The sequence below is a fragment of the Verrucomicrobia bacterium S94 genome, assembly GCA_004299845.1.
Classification (GTDB): Bacteria; Verrucomicrobiota; Kiritimatiellia; order Kiritimatiellales; family Pontiellaceae; genus Pontiella.
In genome coordinates, this window is the sequence record CP036201.1 from 1267342 (window position 1) to 1287121 (window position 19780).

Sequence of the window (19780 nt, forward strand, 5' to 3'; positions counted from 1 at the left end):
CCATCAAGCAGGAATGACGAAGGGCTGCGTCTATTTCCTATATAACTGCTCACCCACCGCACGACTGGCTTCGATCAGCTCCGAATAAGGCGTATCGCATACATCCGTGAAACCGATCTGATAATTTTCAAAATCCCACACCCGGCCCGTTGTGGGCGAGTTGACGTATTGAAACCAATGACAACCAATCACGTTGGGATGTTTGACGCAGTCCAAAACATACTGAGAAAACGCGTCAGCCCGTTCCATCTGGTCCGCAACAGGAACCAGACCGCCGTCAAACATACCGCGGTCCAGCGCACCGAAATGAAACTCGCCAATCAGAATCGGTTTATTGCCGGCGAGAGTAAGACGGGAAGCCTTATCAGAAAGATATCGCGCATAAATATTAAAACTCACCACGTCGGCGTATTCAATATTGGCCTGCATGACGACATCATTAATCGCCGCATGAGATCCATGACGACAGCCCAGATAAAGATGATTCGGCGCAAACTCCTCCAAAACATCATGCACCGTTTTGAAATAGGTGCGGACAAATTTTGTGTAGAAGGCTTCCAGATCCGCACGCGCCGCCTCCAGGTCAGGCGCTTCGGTATAATCGAGCAGATCATCCCATGAGGCGTGTTCAGATTTCCAGACTGAATTCAACGCATGGATGTCCCCATACTTTTTTTTCAGATCCGCAATAAAAACCTGTTTTGATTTCTGGTCCGCCGGCGAGCAGAGGGAAGCCACCGCAAGAGAAACCGTGTCGCCGAAACTGAGTTCATTATCCACAAAATACCCGATGCACAGCGGATCGTTTATGGTTTCGGCGATTGGATACCTCGACAGCTGCTTTTTCAGCTTCATCACGAAATCCTCATCAAAAACATCGCAGAATTTACCCCAGTGACCTTGCGATGCCTCCACCCGTTTTGACTGCGGACGAAGATAGGCCACATAAGGCAGCTTACCTTTCAGGTAGACATCCGGTGAGCTCCAGTTTCCCAGCGTATTGATTCCCCATGCCGGCAGTCTTCTGCAGGCGGTTTCGGCAAATTCCTCCTCATAATTTTCTCCATACTTCCTTCTGGCATTAAATTTATGAAAACGGAAAGCCCGAACATCACGATTATACCAATGCGAACGTTTAAGCCCCGGTTTATAACCGAACCAGAATTCAGCGTTTTTGGGGGTGTCCGAAGGAACACATTCGAACCAATGCTCGCGATCATCAAGAATGGTACCCGAAGAAAAACCTACGCCATCAATACCAAGGGAGAAAAAAAGATTTCCGTCGGGATCCACAAAATACCATTTTCCTTCATATTTTTCCGTACGAAACCAGCCCGTTGCTTCAAGTCGGGGGCCGTCTTTCCAGCCTCCGAAACGGTTCCATGACGCAGGACGCCCGGCTTTATTCAAAAAAAGATCTTCTTCAATTCGCGCCTGTTTCAGCTGCTTTAGCGAATGCGTTTTTCCCGGCCAGTCCGCATGCTTAAACTGGCCGAACTCATCGATCATCGGAAAAATTTTCTTGGGAATAACCGCTTTTTTGACCCCGCGGTTTTCGTCGGGCCGCTTATTTTCAAGCTGAATTTTTCCTATTTCAAAACTCCGCGAGACACCATCCTGAATAAGATAAAAAGTAAAGGACCGCAAGTGCTCCAGGTACAGAGCATGCCGGTTGGAAAACGGCTTACCCTGCATCCCGAAAAACTCATCAGGATTCACGCCGGGATAGTCAATATGCGGAAACAAAGGATAACGCATCCGCTTCGTTTCTCCGGCCGCCAGCGTAATGGATTTGCTCGCGGATCTCTGATTTTTATTCCCCTCAACTGCACGGCCTTCACTGTCGATACGCCAGTAGACCGTTAACGGGACGTCGCCCGGATTAGTGATCTGCGCGGTCGCGGTTTTATAGGCAGAAGCATCCACACCTCCTCTCAGATACAACGTAATCCCCGGCCATTTATTTACCGAACCGGTATCTACCCGCACAGCCGCACCAACATTGTTTGTCACCAGAGAAATGGAGCTGCCCTTGGCCTCGGCATTTCTAATATTGTCTGCTTCTGAAAAATCAAACAACAGTTGTTCATCCGCCGAAACCTGCAGACTTCCGACGAACAATACAGTAAAAATCCACATTCCGCATATTTTCATTCTACAGTTTCCCTTTCTGGTCAGACCGTTTAATAGCATTTATTTAAACTGATTATATTCCGGATTTACGTCAGCATGTTTAAACACCGCTTTTTCTTTCCAGAGTTCATAGGTTCCCTGCAGACTGACGGCCGGTTCCGGTTCCAGCCCTTTATCGCCATGCTGCTGCTGCCATTTCTCCAATACAGACCGGTGCTTTTTCAATATATCCGCATATGCCGGCAAAACCGCCAGATTGTTCGTTTGGTGTGGATCCGAGGCGAGTTCATACAGCTCTTCTTCCGGTCTTCTTCCGAACCAGTGTTCTTCCTGATATGCAGTCAGTCCGCCTTCTTCATGGAGACGGTGCATATCTTTTACCACCGGCTGCTTATCGCGGTATTGCGGCTGAGACATCGTACGTTCCGGATGATAGTTCCGGATATAACGGAACTTTTCAGAACGAACCGTTCGGATAGTATCAATCGTAAAGTCGCAACGATCCCGTGCTCCCAGAATATATTCCGCCGGTTTGTAGGCATTGCCGAACAGATTCTGACCGTCATAATAATCCGGTACATACAGGCCTCCCAAGGCAATTGTCGTGGCCGACACATCCAGTAATGAAACCAGTTCAGTACGTACGGTTCCCGCTTTTAACCAGGGATGATTTCCTGCAATTATCAGCGGTACATGCATCCCGCCCTCGTAGCAGAACTGTTTATGACGCAAAGAGGTATTGCTGCCATGATCGGAAAAGAAAAAGACAATCGTATTGTCCAGTTCACCATCTGCCTTCAACTGATCCAGAATCTGCTGCACGCGCACATCCGCCCCGCGGTTGGCATTGTAATGGGTTGTCCAGGCTTTGCGATGCGCCGGTGTATCCGGAAAATAGGGAGGCAGCTCCACATCATAGTCATCAAGCATTTCACCTTCGCGCACATACCGGTTATCCCAGACTTTTCCGCCGTTGATCTGCATCTGACCGAACCAAGGTTGATTTTTATCCGGCCGGTCCGACCAATTTGCAACCGTGAAGGAAATATAATCAACCGCACGGTTTCCCTGCCAGCCATTCATCCCCGCCTTATAATCTTCCATGGTTCCTACGCTGTACAATGCACGACGGTCATAATGAAAATTATAATCGTCTTTGCCCGAATTAAAGGTGAAGTATCCAGCTTCCCGCATTAATTCCGGCAGCGTTTTCATCCCTTCCGGCAGATAGATACGCACCGGTTCCGGAACAACTTCTCCCTCGTTTGCCCTGCTCGACCGGTGATTGTGTGTTCCGGTCGTGGTTTGCATGACTCCTGTAATCAACGCCGAACGACTGGCGGAGCAAACGGGTGCTGTGGCAAAGGCTCTGGTGAACAGCACACCGGAATCAGCCAGCCGATCAATACTCGGTGTGTGCCCTGTATTAACGGGATCGTTGTAACATCCCATAAAAGGAGAAAGGTCTTCCGAAATAATCCAAAGTATATTGGGCTGTTTTGCCGGCTGTTTCCCGCCGGCTAAGCCCCCCGTTGCGCTAATTATCAAAGATAATAACAAACCGATTTTCAGTACGTTCTTCATTTTTAGTTTCCCGTTCTTCTTGATTACAGACCGTTTCGATTTCTCGTTTTCACCGGATAGGATCAGTCCTCCCAGATTACCGGAAGAAACACACTCATTTCGGCGTCACCGCGGTTGCTCCAGGCATAATAAGGAATCAACTGCGTCTTAATTTTCTGCCACTCAGGTTTCTGCACGGTGTGATACAGTCCGTTGCCATGATCCTTACGAATTCCCAGTTCTCCATTGATGGTGGTCAACCCGCCCAGCATATCGGCTTTATATTCCGGATTATACGTTCCATTGTACGGCAGATAAACATCCAGAATGGAAGTCCCTTCGGGCAGATCCGGCGATTCAACACAATAGATGACCGGTCCGCGCTTGACGGCGAGTTGGTTGCGCACCTCTTCGATTCGCGGATGCCCTTCGACAAACCGGACGTCCATCGGCATGTCGATGCTGATAACATCTCCGGTTTTCCATGCGCGTTCAATCGTTGCATAGCTGCCGGCCGAAACATCAACCGCCTTTCCATTGATCTTGACCGTCGTCCCAACGGCCCATCCCGGAATACGCAACAGGATGCTGAATGCTTTTTCTCTGCACTGCTGAATGGTGATATTGACGGTACCCTCCCATGGATAGGCAGTTTCTTGTTTGAGTTTAATCGTGGATCCGTCGAGCAATGCCGTATTCAGTTCATTTCCACCATAGAGATTTACCGCTATGCCATTTTCCGTTTTGCAATAGGCCCAGGCGGATGATTTAGCAATCGTTCGCACCAGATTGGGCGGACAACAGAAACATTTCAGATAGGGCTGGCGCTGCGGAAATTCAGTAACCATCTTCTTATAATTAATGGCTCCTTTAATTTTACGGAGCGGGTTGGAATAATAATAGTGTGTGCCATCAGCACTGATGCCTGAAATACCGCTGTTATACATCACCAGCTCCATGATATCGGCATATTTGGCTTCCCCGTGAATCCCGAGCATGCGGTAACTGAACATCGCATTGCAGATGTTGGCACAGGTTTCATTATAAGCCGTTAGATTCGGCATCATATATTCATCAATGAAACCTTCCTCGATCTTATCCTTTCGCGATGAACGGCCATAATGGGCCTGACCCACCGCTCCGGTAACATACATCTTTTTCTGCGTCACATTGTTCCACAGCCGATCCAATGCATCAATGAGCGCCTGCTCTCCGGTTTCCGAATAAACATCGGCAGCACCCGCATAAAAATAAAGAGCCAGCACCGCGTGCCCGACGGCTTCTGTTTCCTTTCGTAACGGAACACGCTCCTGCACCATATCGCCAATGGGATAACCCTTCGTTGTTGGAATATCCTCCATCTTATATTTACCCCGGCGATTGATAAATATTTCCGCCAGTTCAAGGTAACGCTCATCACCGACCGTGCGGTAGAGCTCCACCAATCCCATAATCTGCGTCTGGTTAAATCCGAAACGAACCACCTCCGGCCGCTCCGGTTTAAAGGTTCTATACAGCATATCCGCATGCTTTATCGCAATATCCAGAAGATTCCGCTGACCGGTTACTCGGTAGTGAATGCAGGCGGTCGTGAAAAGATGCCCGCTGTTGTACATTTCGTGATAACGACGGTTTTCATATTTATCGATATCATCCCGAATAATAGCCGGTGTAGACAGATATCCATCAGCCTGCTGAGCCTTGCCGATCACCGCAATAATTTCATCCAACTCCTCGAGAATCTTTTGATCCCGATTGATGCCATAAATATAAACAGACGCTTCCATCCATTTAAAAAAGTCACCATCATGCCACCACCAGCCTTTGTGATCGCCCTCCATCAGGCCGGCAGCGATTTTAAAATTGTTGTAGCCATGGCCAATATCGCCTTTAAGAATTTCACCCATGTGCGGGACCATGACCGTTTCACACAAGCGCCATTTATCCCCCCAGAAACCATCCGTCCATCGGCAATCCCCGATATCGATACTTTTAAAAGCCACATATGGACTGTCGGCATTATTGAGTATGCCTTTTTGCTGTGCCTGCGTAGAAAATACGAGTGTAAAAATACTGATGGTCAACGTCTGCTTTTTCATGAATTTCCTCGTTAAACATATTGTAAAGGCATCCATGCGGATGCCTTATTCGGGGCTTGCCGGCATACGCAAGCCCGTTTTATTCCAGTGACTGGAAAAATTCTATTCCACTTCAATTTTCAGGAATTTCCGCTCTGCCGCTGTACCATTCAGGTTGGTATAAGCATACATCAACCCATCGGTCTCAGTGACCCGAACCGTTTCGTTGGTTGCCCAGGAATCGATGATCAGATTATCGGTGGACAGAACGTGTGCAACAACCGTGTCATCCCCCACCAGCGAGAAAATATATTCACCAGTTTCAGCATTGAACACCGGCAATATCCCCTGGTCTTCCGAACCATTTGGCGGTACGGGATCGCCTCCGAAAATATATTCACCATAATTATTCAGCCCATCGCCATCATCATCTTCGGTCGCCGTTCCCGTTACCCCTTTTTCGTCGGCCCACAAGGCATAGCTCCAATTAACAGCAGGGACATAGGTTCCGTTAATAATCCGGCTATAGAGATTGTCCAGTTCATAACCGGCAATACCATTAAATCCATCCCTGGATGCCAGCCCGAGATAAAGCTCAGCAGCTTCATATACAATGGCATTAGTCAGATCTTCCGAAAAAGTCCATGACATCTGATTCACCGGGTTGGAAACGGTGAGGCTGCACGCCCAGACATTAACGTTCGTTGTTTTTTCCGCTACATAGATTAAGTGCAACGTGTCACTTTCCAAATCCCCCGCCACATCTGTAATATTGGTAATACCGAGTTCATTCAGGTTGATAACCCCTGCATGTGCCTCTGCGTTAACCGGATCCAGGCGGATCTTCATTCCCCCATCCGGCCAGGCACCTCCGACCCCGGTCCAATTATCCTGTTCCAGACGAAAGCCGAGCTGATAGGCGCCAATGGCTGGATCCAGACCTTCCTCTCCCTGACCGAAACACTGTTCGGAACTGGGTGTCCCCCAATTTCCGGTATAATTATTCGTGGTTAAAATAACATCCACAAACTTCTGATCGGTCACACTGTTTTCTGCGAACATTCGATAATCCATACTGAACTCATACGTATCGGATATATCCATTTCCGGAATCGAATTGGTGAACAGCATACCCCGACGAACCTGATCTCGGTCTCCGGCCCATGCCGCATTGTTCGTTGAAAAACCGGGGCGATGTTCGAGATAGTGATCGGATGAATCCGAAACACCGTTTCCATTGGTGGTAATATGGGCATAAACCCAGGCACGCAAAGGGGCTGTATGATACTGATTCCATATCGGACCCAGCATATCCTGAAAGTCGATATCAAAAATAATATCATAATTGATATACGACCCCTCCATTGAGAAAGACTTGATCACACGGTTTGACGTACCATTCAATGCCGAGCTGACCCCTGAAGAGATACCGGCATAGAGTACTGCGGAATCGTATAGATTCGAGGTCGAAGTCATGGTTCCGCTCAACGCATAAAGAATTGAATTCGAGGTGATGTTTTCCAACGTAATTGAATAGATCCACTCATTCTGAACTCGTCCCTTGGTCAGCGAAAAACCGAAGCCGATTTCATCACTGTCAGGATCCACTGAACCGTTAACTCCAAACAGGTTTTCCGGAAAAAATTTCCACCCATTACTGCTCCCATCATCACTTTTCAGATTAAGCACATATTGCGAATAATTTGCTCTGCGTTCGAGGCTCAACCTGCACGGTGTTTCTCCACTCTTCGAATCATTAATTATTACGTTGAAAATCGAATTATCTCCGTTCGTTTCAACCTGTGTCCAGGAAACGATATTGGAAACAAAAAAACAGTTGTTCGATTCTGCATCGAACGATTCCGACGGAAAAGCGGCGATCCACTGTTGAGCGGGATCATTATCAATCATGATCGAGCCGTTGTCATTTGTATTCACTGAATATGCTTCTCCGCTCCATCCCGCCTGACCGGAAAGGACCCCGTTGGTAAACCCTTCAACTTCAGAAAATTCATAGGTAATCGCTTCCGCTGATACAGAAAACGCCAGCGCAATCCCCCACGCGGCTGTTATTAGCTGCCCCTTCATCATACTGTCTCCTTTAACTGATATTACGCATGTGGCCTATCACATGCGCTGATCCATATATCGTTCTGAAAGTTCTCACGGACCTCATAACGGCACAAGACGGCCAAACGTCCGTCTTGATGACCGAAACCGATCTCCTTAAAAAACATTGTTCTTTAATGGAATACCCTCCAAGGGCAGAATAAACGCATGATTAGTTCACCATCCAGACGGTCCGGTCTCATGCTCATGCTGCTGTCGGGAATTCTTATTCCCCAGAGTGGAACAGCTTTTATCAATTCGGCCGTCTCTGCGACTGAATACAAAATTGCCGATATTCAAAATCGGCTTGAACATCTTCCCGTAACCAGCCACAGCGCATCACCATGGACCATTGGTTATCACTATCTGGATTTCGGAAAAGCCGAGCTTCCGGTGGTGATTGAGTTAACTTTCGCCGAGACTAAACCGGTTGATCTAATCGCGCTGATGCCGGTTACCTATATCAACGAACAGGGACATCATAAACCGGCAGGATTTTCTAAACGATTTACCCTGGAACTTCTACACGCTGACGGCACATCTGAACGGGTTGCCGATTACCGAACCGAAGCCTATCAACTTGAAGGAATTGAACCCCAGCTTTTCCATCCACAGGAAACCAACCGGTGTACAGGACTGCGCTACACGGCCTATGAACTTTCCATAAACAACCGGCTCAGGCAGCTCTCCAGAATGATTGCGTTAAATGAAATACTGGTTTTTTCCGGCCAACAGAACATCGCATTGAATGCAACCGTAAAGGCCCCGGACATCTTCCGGTTCGGAAAGTCCTGGGCCCCGGAATGCCTTACCGACGGATTTATGTTCTTCTCTCATTTGGACCAGCATGAATTTCAAGCAGAATCTTTTTTTCATGCCTATGCCGAAGAGCTTGTGCTTACCATTGACCTCAAAACAGAAAAAACAATCGATGAATTCCGCATCTGGCCGATTCGTTTCAGTATTTTCATTCAACCCCCCACGGTTGACGGAACCAGTTTCCCACGAAACATCCGTCTTGAAAAACTGACTTCTCCCGACGATTCGGCCCCCGAAATCATCTATCAAAGCGGCCCCGAATTACCCCGTCCGGGCTCCACGCCTTTTGAAAAACGAATCGGCCCCGCCACCGGCCGATACTTCAGAATATCCCTATCCGAGCCCCTTCCGGATTTCAGATTATCGGATGTCACACGCATTTCATTAGCCGAAATTGAACTCTGCTCTCAAGGCGAAGTCATTACCCGTGGATTACCATTAAGCGTTGAAGTGAAAAATCCAAGTCCGAGTGAGCAGGCAAGAAACTATATAGCCGATCCCATATATCTTACCGATGGTGACAGCAATGACGGTCATATTCTTCCGCTCCGGGACTGGGTAGAACTGTTCAGGCAACGTATGATTCTGCAACGCGAACTCGCCGCGCTGGAATCGCAGCTCGATTTTGCACGCGGTCAGGACAAACGCCGAATTCAGTATCTGGCGATTGCCACATTATTTCTGATTATTTTTCTCGTCTTAATGATCTGGCTGGTCCGCTTAATTGCACATAAACGCTGGATGAAAATAAGAGATCAGATTGCTGAAGATCTGCACGATGAAGTCGGTGCCAACCTCAGCAGTATTGCTCAATCCACGGAATTAATTACCGAATCTCTTCCGGACGCTCCGCCCCGGATCAAAGAACTGCTCGGAGACACACTGAACACCGCACGTATCACAGCCGCCGAAACGCGCCAGTTTGTCCGCCTTCTGGAAAATCGCGAAACCGCAGCGGACCTTACGGAGCATATTAAAAATACGGCGCTCAGAATCCTCGGCGAAAGGACCTGTCTGTTCGATATCGACGAAACATGTTTTCTCAACCAACTGCCTCCCTCCGCAAAGTGGGACCTGATGTTTTTCATAAAGGAAACCCTGAACAACATCATTAAACACTCAGGAGCCACCCAGGTTGAAATCACATTGAAAAGTGCGGGCCCCTGTCCCCGCCTCACTATATCAGATAACGGCTGCGGCATTACCGCCGCACCCGTTTCGCTGCACCATCTCGAAAACCGGGCCAAAAGGCTGCATGCAGAACTTGATGTTCAAACCGGAAAAAACATAGGAACCACGATTTCACTAACACTAACCCGATGGAAGATGACGTGAACGAACCCGTACAGATAACAATTATTGAAGATAATCAGGCCTATGCTAAATCCCTTCAACAGGTGATTGACTGTACACCCGGTATGAAATTCAAACATCTGTTCAATAGCGCGGAATTATTTGCGGAATACCTAACCAGGAAGGAAATAGAGACGACCGACCTTATTCTGCTGGACCTCCATCTTCCCGGAAAAAACGGACTTACCCTCGTTCCTAGCATACAGAATGCCCTGCCGGATGCAAAAATACTGGTTCTGACCCAGAATGATGACTATCTCACAACGCTGGAAGCCATCCGTCTGGGCGTTCATGGATATATTCTAAAAAGCTCAGCCATTTCCGACATTCGCAGTGCCATTTATGATGTACACGATGGCGGATACATTATTGACCAGCGGCTATCCGGACTGCTGCTTCACACCTTAACCGCTGAAGACGACTGTGAAAACAGAATGCTAAGCGAACGCGAAAGCCAGGCATTAAAGCTGATGGCCATGGGCTATGTCAAAAAAGAGGTCGCTGAGCAGATGGGCGTGAGCTATCGGACTGTCGCACAATATACCGAAAGAATTTACAGTAAACTGCAGGTTCCCAATATCGCCGCGGCAATCGCCACAGCCATTCGAAAAGGTCTGATCTGATTCCGGCTCCGGCGCGTGACTCTGGAGAAAAGATCTTTTTTCTGTGGGAGTCAGCCGGAGCCCTATTTTCTTCCGGGGGTTCGTGCGTATAATTCTCAATTACGTCCCGGAGCGGTCGGCATACCGGACTCGATAATCTTTATGTATTCCCTGAACATTTTTTCAGCAGTCGGTCTGTACTCCGGATTATTCACCAGATCATTTTTTTCGCCGGGATCATCCTTCAGATTATAGAGCGACTTAATTTCATATTTTGTCCGCTTGAAATCGCTTTGAATGATCAGTTTCCAGGGCATCTTCCGATACATCACTTCATGATTGGCCCCGGCCTGATTGACAAAGTATTTCCGGGGCATAAAAGTGCCCTCTCCGGTCAGCAGCGGAAGAATATTATTGGAATCCTGCGCCTGCCCTTCGGGGATTTCCGTACCGACCAATGCAGCAAAGGTTGCAACAAAATCCTGGTTTGAAACCAGCTCATCAGAAACCCCCGGTTTTACCTTGCCCGGCCAAACCGCAAAGGTCGGCACGCGGTGCCCGCCTTCAAGCGGTGAATTTTTTGAACCGTTCCACTCCCCGCCCGGATGATAACCGATCTCTTTAGTCGCTTTTCCATCCAGCAGCCCGCCATTATCCGAAGAGAAAATAATGAGCGTATTTTCAAATTCACCGGCGGCCTTGAGCGCATCCACGATGCGCTTCACCTGCATATCCAAATCAACCACCATATCCAGATGTGCAGATACATTGCTTCCTTTCACTTTCCGTCCGTCAAACTCATCCGTCGGCACATGCGGCAGATGAACCATCGGGGTACAATAGTACAGGAAGAAAGGTTCATCTTTTGCCGCACCGGTGTTAATGAAATCGACCGCTTTTGCAGAAAGTTTTTTTCCCAGCTCCCGTGCATCCCAGTTGGAATCACCAGGGCCGGGGCCCTTGCTGGTTACATCCAGCGGATTGATGGCATTATCTTTGTTAAAAAGCACCAGCTTTGAATCCTCGGCCCACGGATACCACTTTTCATTTTCATAGAGAAGATACAATGGCCCCTGAATGCCGCAGGGCGAAATGAAATCATATTCAAATCCGCAATACTTCGGTCCACTACCGGCCCACTGCGAAACATCCACCTTATCCAGAATATCCCCGGATTTTGCACCTCGATAAATGGTTTTGGTGCCGGGCACATAAAAGTCGCCGCCCAGATGCCACTTCCCGATCATGCCGGTATAATATCCGGCATCCCGCATCACACTGCCCAGCGTCACCTCACCCGGCTTAAAACCGGTCGGAGCGAACGTGCTCCAGATCCCGCCCGGCGAATAACAGCGGTAATTGTTATTCCCGCTCATCACCGCATACCGCGTCGGCGCACACAGCGCCGTCGCGGAATGACCATCGGTAAACCAGAGTCCCTGTTCAGCCAGCGCATCGATATGCGGAGTTTCCGTAAACGGTTTCGTTTTGGTGATATGCTTTGCATAGAAACTCACATCCCCCAGCCCGAGATCATCCGCAAGGATGAACACAACATTCGGTTTATCCGATGCAAACGCGGCGGAGGCAATTAACAATAAAAGCGCGGCTGTTTTTTTCATGGTTATTTTCCCAAGGTCGAATTTACAGTTTCAGTTTTTTATCGTCGGCACCCGGCGCGAAATTGCTATGGGAAACGGCCGTTCCATCTCCTTTGGCATTCCAGAGCACTTCCACGCGGTTATCGCCGATAACAATGTTAAGCAGTTTCTCTTTCATTTTCATCGCGATTTCCTGGTATTCAGGATTAAACGCCAGATTATTCAGTTCGTCCGGATCACGTTCAAGGTCATACAGCACCGGTTCAAGATCCTTATACGAAGCGTTCATGGCCCACTTCATATCTTTTCCGCCCATTTTATTTTTCGGGCGGGACTTGATGGAGAACATGTACCGCTTTGTACGGATGGTAGCACGCGGACCGGTCACCGCATGGCTTTCACCGATGATGTAATCACGCTCCACCTTGCCGGCCGTTACCTGCGCAAGATCAAAACCGTCAAGATAGTCATATTCCTTCTTCGTCAGATCAGCACCGCCGGCCGCCATGCAGGTCGGAGCGATGTCCACAAATTCCGTCAGATCAGTAACCACTTTTCCGGCCGGAAATTTTGTTTTATCGGACGAGACCACAATAATCGGGTCGAGCGAATCGGTTTTCCAGGGCCCGAATTTATAAATCGATCCGTGCTCATTCAGGCGCCAGCCATGGTCGCCGCAGACATACACAATCATCCAGGGCTGTTTCTGTTTTTTTGAGTATTTCACAAAAGCCTCAACGGCCTGACCGATCAGATGATCGCCGTAGGCGCAGAACGCATAGTAATCCTGAACCATCTGCTGCTTATCTTCATCGGAATAGTGATCAGACGCCGCCTTTCTGATCAGCCCCTGAAGCTGCGGCGGCAGTTTGCCGAATTCATCCTTATCCACGTTCGGAATTTCATATGTTTTCTTTGCAAAACGATCCCGGAACGATTTAGGCGGCAGCACCGGGGTATGCGGAAAATCATACCCGATATTGGCAAACAGCGGTTTGTCCGGATCCACACCGGTGTAGGTCTGCGAACCGATCTTCAGCGGCTTGTCCGGATTTTCCAGAAATTTAATCAGTTCCGTCGTGTAACGCCCGTCACGGCTGTCGCCGGCCGGAACAGGACAGACCCCGCCGATGATTTCACCGTAACCGTACTGTTGCTGATCCGGTGAGCTGTACTTACGCAGAATATCATATTTTTCATCAATCATCCGGCTGTGGTTTTCAAGTCCCGGAATTTTATTCAGTGCATAACCGGTATATTCCCAGGTGCCCTCCGGAGTGCGCAGCCAGTCGCAGTGGGTCGGTTCCTCAAGTTTAATGCCGTTGACTTCCGTTACGTTCCCTTTGCTCCAGTCGGTAAAGCCTTCATCAAACATTTTATGAAAACTGATATCCTGCTGGTAAATCCGGTATGTTCCAAAACGTCCGTTCGGATTGGTTGAACGAATCCGCACCCCCAGTTTACCCACATGGAACGTCTGATATCCCAGTTTCGCCATCTGTTCCGGCAATGTCGGTTTCCAATGCTCCACATTGTTGTTAAACCATTCGAATTCATAGATTCCGGAGCGGAAAGGATAGCGCCCTGTATGCATCGACGCCCGGGACGGCGCACACCCCTGCGCATGGCAATAGGTATTGATGAACGTGGTTCCCTGCTCCGCCAGTTTATCAGTATTGGGCGATTCCACATAACCGAGAGCACTCATTTCCTCACCGGTAATCATTTTATTAAACGCCCGGATCGAGTCATACCGGTGATCATCAGTAAGTACCCAGAGAATATTCGGCTGACGCGCCGCGACGGCGGACAGCGATGACAGCACGACCAATGTGAGAACTACAGTTTTTATGATCTTCATGATTTCCTCATTATGTTGCTGAATCTACCCGGCCCCTTGACATTTCCAGGCAGCCGGCAAAACGTCAGATACTACCCGTTTCCACCGGAGCTGCTATGGCTCTAAAAGCCTACTCATGCCCGGATTTCAGGATCAGGAACCTCCGCGTTTTAAAGCTTCAGTTTTTTATCATCCGCACCCGGTGCAAAATTACTTCGGTAAACCTTCGTGCCCAACGCCTTCGGGCCGCCCCAGTCAACTTCAATCCGATTGTCACCCAGCACAATGTTCAACAGCTTCTGCTGCATCGTTTCAGCAATTGCCCTGTATTCGGGATTATGTGCCAGATTGTTAAGCTCCCCTGGATCGGAAACCATATGATACAGAGCCGGATCAAGTTCCTTCCAGGATGCCGTACGAGCCCAGTCCATATTACTGCCGCGTTTTTTATCCGGCCGGGTCTGCATTGAGAATACATACTCCTTCGTCCGGATAAAGGCGCGCGGTCCCGTAACGGCATGACTCTCGCCGATCACATAATCGCGGGGCGGAATCCGGCCGGACACCATATCCGCCAGGTTATACCCATCCAGATAATCGAACCGGTCATTTTTCAGATCCGCACCGGCGGCGGCCAGACAGGTTGGTGCAATATCCACAAACTCCATAAATTCCCGAACCACTTTCCCCGCCGGAAATTTCTTTTTATCGGAGGAGACCACGATAATCGGATTATGACTGTCGATATCCCAGGGAGTAAATTTGGATACGGAACCGTGATCGTTCAGCTTCCATCCATGGTCGCCGCAGACATACACAATCATCCAGGGCTGCTCATGTTTTTCACTGTAGGCAATAAAGTCATCCACTGCCCGCCCCACCAGGGAATCTCCATACGCGCAGAACGCATAATAGTCCTGAATCATAGCCTGCTTTTCGGCGTCGGTAAAATGATCCGAAGCTCCCATCGTAACCGCTTTCTGCAGCTGTTTCGGCATGGATTCAAATTCCTTTCTGTTGGTTTCCGGAACCTTATACATATGTTTCCGGAAACGCGCCCGGTAGTCCGCCGGCGGCAGCACCGGGGTGTGCGGAAAATCATACCCCAGATGGGTGAACAACGGTTTTGACGGATCAACCCCCTGCACCGTCTGCGATCCCACATGAAAGGTCTTGTTCTCATTTTTCAAATACTGTCCGAAAACCGTCGTGTACCAGCCGTCGCGCGTTTTTCCGGCCGGCTGCGAACTCACGCCGGACAGAATGGAACCGCTGTCCGGGCGTTTCGGTTTCTTTGCGTTATAGTGGCGCAGCAGATCATATTTTTTCATTGTTGCTTCCGCAGAACCGGCATATTCCGGAAAGCGTTTTTCCAACTCAAGCGAGGCATATTCAAACCGGCCTTCCGGAGTCACAAAAAAACGGACATTTTGAAGCGGCGGATTAATTTTTTTGCCTTCAAACTCGAAGAACCAGTCTTTCCCCCATCCGGTCAGACCGTCTTTAGCCATCGTCTTGAAATCCACATCAATCTGATAAAGCGGCGCTTTCTTCGTCCCGTTACCCGTAATGGTTTTCTGACGCACACCCAGTTTGCCCACATGAAAGGTCTGATAGCCCAGCGTTGCCATTTGTTCCGGCAGCGACGGTTTCCAGTGTTCCGCATTATTATTATGATATTCAAATTCATAAACTCCGGAACGGAACGGATAACGCCCGTAATGCATCGATGCCCGCGACGGCGCGCATCCCTGCGCCTGACAGTAGGTATTGATAAATGTCGTGCCCATTTCTGCCAGCCGGTCCGTCTGCGGCGATTCCACATAGCCCAACGGGCTCATCTCTTCACCCGTCAGCATTTTATTAAATGCACGGATCGAATCATAGCGATGATCATCCGTCAGAATCCATAATACATTCGGCTTCGCCGGTTTGGCATACCCCTGAACCGCAAATGCTCCTAAAATGACGCATATCATTATCTTCTTCATTAGACGCTCCATCCTTCCGGATTAATAAACCTTCTGATCCTTACGTTTACGGGCATAGTTCGGCCGTTTTTTCGGCTCATACTCTACACCGGGCGCATTGTATGCATCAAAATAGAGATCGTATTCGGGAAGAATCTCCAGCAGCTCTTCATATTCATCGCGATGAGCCTCAGATACCTTGCCCCAGTTTTTAATCTCATTAAAACTGATCAGATCCTCGGGATAGTCCGAAACATCCCACCATTTATCCCGGCCGTCTTTCAGCACTTTTTTACCGCGGATCAGCTGCTCCGGTCCACGCTGCGTATAGAGCCAGTCGCGGTGATCCGGCTTATCCGTAAAGAGAAACGGAACCAGGCTCTCACCATCGATTTTATAGTCGGCCGGAATTTTATATCCAACGAGGTCGGCAATGGTCGGCAGCATATCCGCCACACTCATCAGCACATCCTGCTCCCCGTGCTTTTTCATGCCCGGGGCATAGATGATCATCGGAATATGGCAGCCCTTCTGTTTTTCACCGCTGTTTTTACCATAGCCGCTGGTCCCGTTATCTGCGCAGACAATAATCACCGTATTGTCTGCAATTCCCAGTTCTTCCAGTTTCTGCTGATACAGCCAGATCTGATAGTCGATATAATTGATATGGTTATGAATGCCCGGTTCCGTGATGGTTCCATGTGCATCATACTTTCCTTTATCGCCGGTAATCCGCGGCTCTGTCCGGATATATTTTTCGCCGTCCCATTTCACAATCGGCGCATTGGGCCATTTACATTTTCCCCATTGCTTGTAATCAGGATCCAGCCAGTTGAACGCATCATGACCGAGGTGAGTCGTATGATAGATGAAGAACGGCTTTTTCTTCTGATGCTGACGCTCCAGAAAATTCAATGCAAAATCAAGCTCTACATCAGGCCCATAAGTACTGACTCCGAAGGTCTTTTTTGCTTCGGGGGTATTCGGCCACCAGACGGTTTTTCCCGGAGCACTGGGATCATTCATCAGTTTAACATGCGGATTCCAATACCAGCTGTGTTGCAGGTAGGTTTCACATGGCTCATCGGTATCTGCATTAATCAAAACCCGCTTACCATCAACCTTTTTATATTCGTGTTTAAAGTCCGCATAAGGATTATCCCGGTCGCTCAGACTCCCAGGCGTGAAGCAGCCTTCATCAAACCCGTGTTTTGCATAACTCCCGGCCATCTGCGTTTTACCGGCCCAATACGTGCCATAACCGGCATTCTGTGCCACATGGCCTATCAGCAACGGCGAACTCTGGTAGACCGGCCAGATTCCGATCCTCCCATTTTCATCCGGACCCCACCCTTTATCTTTATTGTTCCACCATTTTGTCTGATAGCCAAAGCGACCGCTCATCATCATGGCACGACTCGGGTTGCACACCGTTGCGGCCCAGGCGGTTTTAATCCAGCACCCTTCTTCCGCCAGCTTATCAATCACCGGCGTTCGAGCCCGATATTTCGGATCTGATGTATTACTGGCATCCGGAGCCGTCCAGACCGAACTTCCATACACCGGAAATTCTCGCGCACTGATATCATCCGCGAAATAGAGTATAATATTCGGTTTATCTGTTCTGGATGGCTGACTACCGAATGCCGATGAATAGGCCGCAAAAAGTGCGGCAAAAATGAAATATTTCAACATGTTCATGTTCTGTTCCTATTTAGCGTAATATGTCTGCGTTTCCTGTCGACTCACCAGCCCATCCCGATTGGTATCCATCTTATTAAAAAGCGCTTTAACCTTTATCGGGTCATACACTTTCCCTTTCTTTTCCATTTCCGCTTTTTTGTAGGCGCTGAATGCTTCCAGCGTTTTACCCCCGGCCCTTCCTCCGGAAGATTTTCGGCCGGACTGCACTTGAGGTTCCTTCGCTTTTTTCACCGGCGGTTTTCGGGAATAACGCGGCCGTTTCGCTGGCTCATGATCCACGCCCGGAGCGTTGTATTCCTCGTAATAAAGATCATATCGCGGCAGAATCTCCTGCAGTTTTTCATATTCCTCACGATGCGCCTCGGATACTCCGCCCCAGTTTTCGATTTTTTCAAAACTGATGAGGTCATCCGGATCGGAGGAAACATCGAACCATTCGTCCCGGCCGTCTTTCAGCACTCTTTTTCCGCGGATCAACTGTTCCGGACCCCGTTGAGAATAGATCCAATCGCGATGCTCCGGCTTATCTGTAAAGAGAAAAGGGATCAGGCTTTCTCCATCAATTTTATAATCCGCCGGAATTTCAAACCCGACCAGGTCGGCAATCGTGGGAAGCACATCCACCACACTCGCCAGCACATCCTGCTCGCCATGTTTTTGCATCCCCGGGGCATAAATTATGAAAGGAACATGACATCCCTTCTGTTTTTCGCCGCTGTTTTTACCGTAACCTGCACTTCCGTTATCGGCAGCAAAAATAATCACCGTATTATCCGCCACACCCATCTCCTCCAGTTTTTCACGATACTGCCAGAGCTGATAGTCGATATAATTCAGATGACTATGCATTCCCGGTTCGGTGACAGTTCCGTGGGTATCATATTTTCCTGCATCACCGGTAACCCTCGGTTCCTGCCGTGTGTAATTTTTACCGTCCCAGGAAACGATTGGTGTACCAGGCCAGCACTGGCCATTGCTTTCCGGATGAAACCAGTCCCAGGCGGCATGACCCAAATGGGTGGTATGATAGATGAAAAAGGGTTTTCCCTCGGCATGTTTGCGTTCCATGAAATCCATTGCAAATTCAATTTCCACATCAGGACCATAGGTATGAAGCCCAAAATTCTTTATCGATTCCGGCGTATTCGGCCACCACTCAATCGGCTTTTTCGATGACGGGTGATTCATCAGTTTCACATGCGGATACCAATACCATCCATGCTGCAGGTAGGTATCGCAGACTTTTCCCGTATCCAGACAGACCACCTTATTTTTTCCACCGATTTTCCGGTACTCATGTTTAAAATCGGTGAACGGATTATCTTTCTGTTCCAGATTACCCGGCGTGAAACAGCCCTCATCAAAACCATGCCGTGCCCAGCTTCCGGCCATCTGGGTTTTTCCTGCCCAGTAGGTTCCATAGCCGGCCTGCTGCGCAACATGGCCCAGCAATAATGGCGAACTCATATAAACCGGCCAGGTTCCCATCTTTCCATTTTCATCCGGGCCCCAGCCCTTGTCTTTATTATTCCACCACTTGGTCTGATAGGCATAACGTCCGCTCATCATCATCGCGCGGCTCGGATTGCAGACGCATCCGGCCCAGGCTGTTTTGACCCAGCACCCTTCGGAAGCCAGCTGATCCAATACCGGCATCTTTGCACGCAACGCAGGATCCGAAGTGTCCTCACGTAATGGCCCCGTCCAGACCGAACTTCCATAGACAGGAACTTCCCGGGCACTGATATCATCCGCGAAATAAACGATAATATTCGGTTTGTTGAGCGACCCGGTTCCGGCTTCCCCAATGGCAGCCGTCAATAACAGCGCGGTTCCAATAATCCATGATTGCTTCATACGTTATCTCCCTGTAAATGAGTCGGTTTGCAGATACATGAAGATAACGCTCTCCTGCCCGTTTTTTGGAACAGAAAAGACCTGACTAAAAGACTATAAAACCGTGCATGACCAAACGCAGAAAGAGAGGCTCCCTCCCCGAGCCCCTCCC

Annotated in this window: 11 protein-coding genes; 2 read left to right on the plus strand and 9 right to left on the minus strand. The window is 49.0% G+C overall.

The genetic code is table 11. The annotated features are described in order from the left end of the window. Positions 1–30: 30 nt before the first annotated feature. From EGM51_05270 to EGM51_05285, 4 genes are all read right to left on the minus strand, one after another. Complete coding sequence (locus EGM51_05270) at positions 31–2154, minus strand: hypothetical protein (protein QBG46833.1); 2124 nt, start codon at positions 2152–2154, stop codon at positions 31–33. A gap of 39 nt (positions 2155–2193) precedes the next feature. Then, on the minus strand, positions 2194–3717 hold the full coding sequence (locus EGM51_05275) for a DUF229 domain-containing protein (protein QBG46834.1): 1524 nt from the start codon (positions 3715–3717) through the stop codon (positions 2194–2196). Positions 3718–3779: 62 nt separating this feature from the next. Then, on the minus strand, positions 3780–5795 hold the full coding sequence (locus EGM51_05280; GenBank protein ID QBG46835.1) for a glycoside hydrolase family 127 protein: 2016 nt from the start codon (positions 5793–5795) through the stop codon (positions 3780–3782). A gap of 102 nt (positions 5796–5897) precedes the next feature. After that, entirely contained in the window at positions 5898–7865 is a 1968-nt protein-coding gene (locus EGM51_05285) for a hypothetical protein (protein ID QBG46836.1), read from the minus strand. 186 nt (positions 7866–8051) lie between these two features. Here EGM51_05285 and EGM51_05290 point away from each other — a divergent pair, with 186 nt between their 5' ends. Next, positions 8052–10037, plus strand: coding sequence for a hypothetical protein (locus EGM51_05290; protein QBG46837.1), 1986 nt, complete (start codon positions 8052–8054; stop codon positions 10035–10037). Then, positions 10022–10678, plus strand: a complete 657-nt coding sequence (locus tag EGM51_05295) for a response regulator transcription factor (GenBank protein ID QBG46838.1) — start codon at positions 10022–10024, stop codon at positions 10676–10678. Before EGM51_05290 ends, EGM51_05295 begins: the two co-directional genes overlap by 16 nt. Before the next feature lie 95 nt (positions 10679–10773). Here EGM51_05295 and EGM51_05300 read toward each other — a convergent pair whose 3' ends face one another. From EGM51_05300 to EGM51_05320, 5 genes are all read right to left on the minus strand, one after another. Beyond that, the gene (locus EGM51_05300; GenBank protein QBG46839.1) at positions 10774–12279 is read right to left on the minus strand and encodes a sulfatase; all 1506 of its coding nucleotides are present in this window, start codon (positions 12277–12279) and stop codon (positions 10774–10776) included. Between the two features lie 22 nt (positions 12280–12301). Further along, positions 12302–14119 carry a sulfatase gene (locus EGM51_05305; GenBank protein ID QBG46840.1) on the minus strand — a complete coding sequence of 606 codons (1818 nt, stop codon included), beginning with the start codon at positions 14117–14119 and terminating at the stop codon, positions 12302–12304. A 149-nt stretch (positions 14120–14268) separates the two neighbouring features. Further along, on the minus strand, positions 14269–16089 hold the full coding sequence (locus tag EGM51_05310) for a sulfatase (protein QBG46841.1): 1821 nt from the start codon (positions 16087–16089) through the stop codon (positions 14269–14271). 21 nt (positions 16090–16110) lie between these two features. Then, a complete protein-coding gene (locus EGM51_05315) occupies positions 16111–17769 on the minus strand; it encodes a sulfatase (GenBank protein QBG46842.1) in 1659 nt (552 codons plus the stop codon). A 9-nt stretch (positions 17770–17778) separates the two neighbouring features. Next, complete coding sequence (locus tag EGM51_05320) at positions 17779–19629, minus strand: sulfatase (GenBank protein QBG46843.1); 1851 nt, start codon at positions 19627–19629, stop codon at positions 17779–17781. Positions 19630–19780: the final 151 nt, after the last annotated feature.

Coding starts and splice junctions, on each gene's coding strand:
- EGM51_05270 (QBG46833.1), bottom strand. CDS start 2,154: ATGAAAATATGCGGAATGTGGATTTTTACTGTATTGTTCGTCGGAAGT.
- EGM51_05275 (QBG46834.1), bottom strand. CDS start 3,717: ATGAAGAACGTACTGAAAATCGGTTTGTTATTATCTTTGATAATTAGC.
- EGM51_05280 (QBG46835.1), bottom strand. CDS start 5,795: ATGAAAAAGCAGACGTTGACCATCAGTATTTTTACACTCGTATTTTCT.
- EGM51_05285 (QBG46836.1), bottom strand. CDS start 7,865: ATGATGAAGGGGCAGCTAATAACAGCCGCGTGGGGGATTGCGCTGGCG.
- EGM51_05290 (QBG46837.1), top strand. CDS start 8,052: ATGATTAGTTCACCATCCAGACGGTCCGGTCTCATGCTCATGCTGCTG.
- EGM51_05295 (QBG46838.1), top strand. CDS start 10,022: ATGGAAGATGACGTGAACGAACCCGTACAGATAACAATTATTGAAGAT.
- EGM51_05300 (QBG46839.1), bottom strand. CDS start 12,279: ATGAAAAAAACAGCCGCGCTTTTATTGTTAATTGCCTCCGCCGCGTTT.
- EGM51_05305 (QBG46840.1), bottom strand. CDS start 14,119: ATGAAGATCATAAAAACTGTAGTTCTCACATTGGTCGTGCTGTCATCG.
- EGM51_05310 (QBG46841.1), bottom strand. CDS start 16,089: ATGAAGAAGATAATGATATGCGTCATTTTAGGAGCATTTGCGGTTCAG.
- EGM51_05315 (QBG46842.1), bottom strand. CDS start 17,769: ATGAACATGTTGAAATATTTCATTTTTGCCGCACTTTTTGCGGCCTAT.
- EGM51_05320 (QBG46843.1), bottom strand. CDS start 19,629: ATGAAGCAATCATGGATTATTGGAACCGCGCTGTTATTGACGGCTGCC.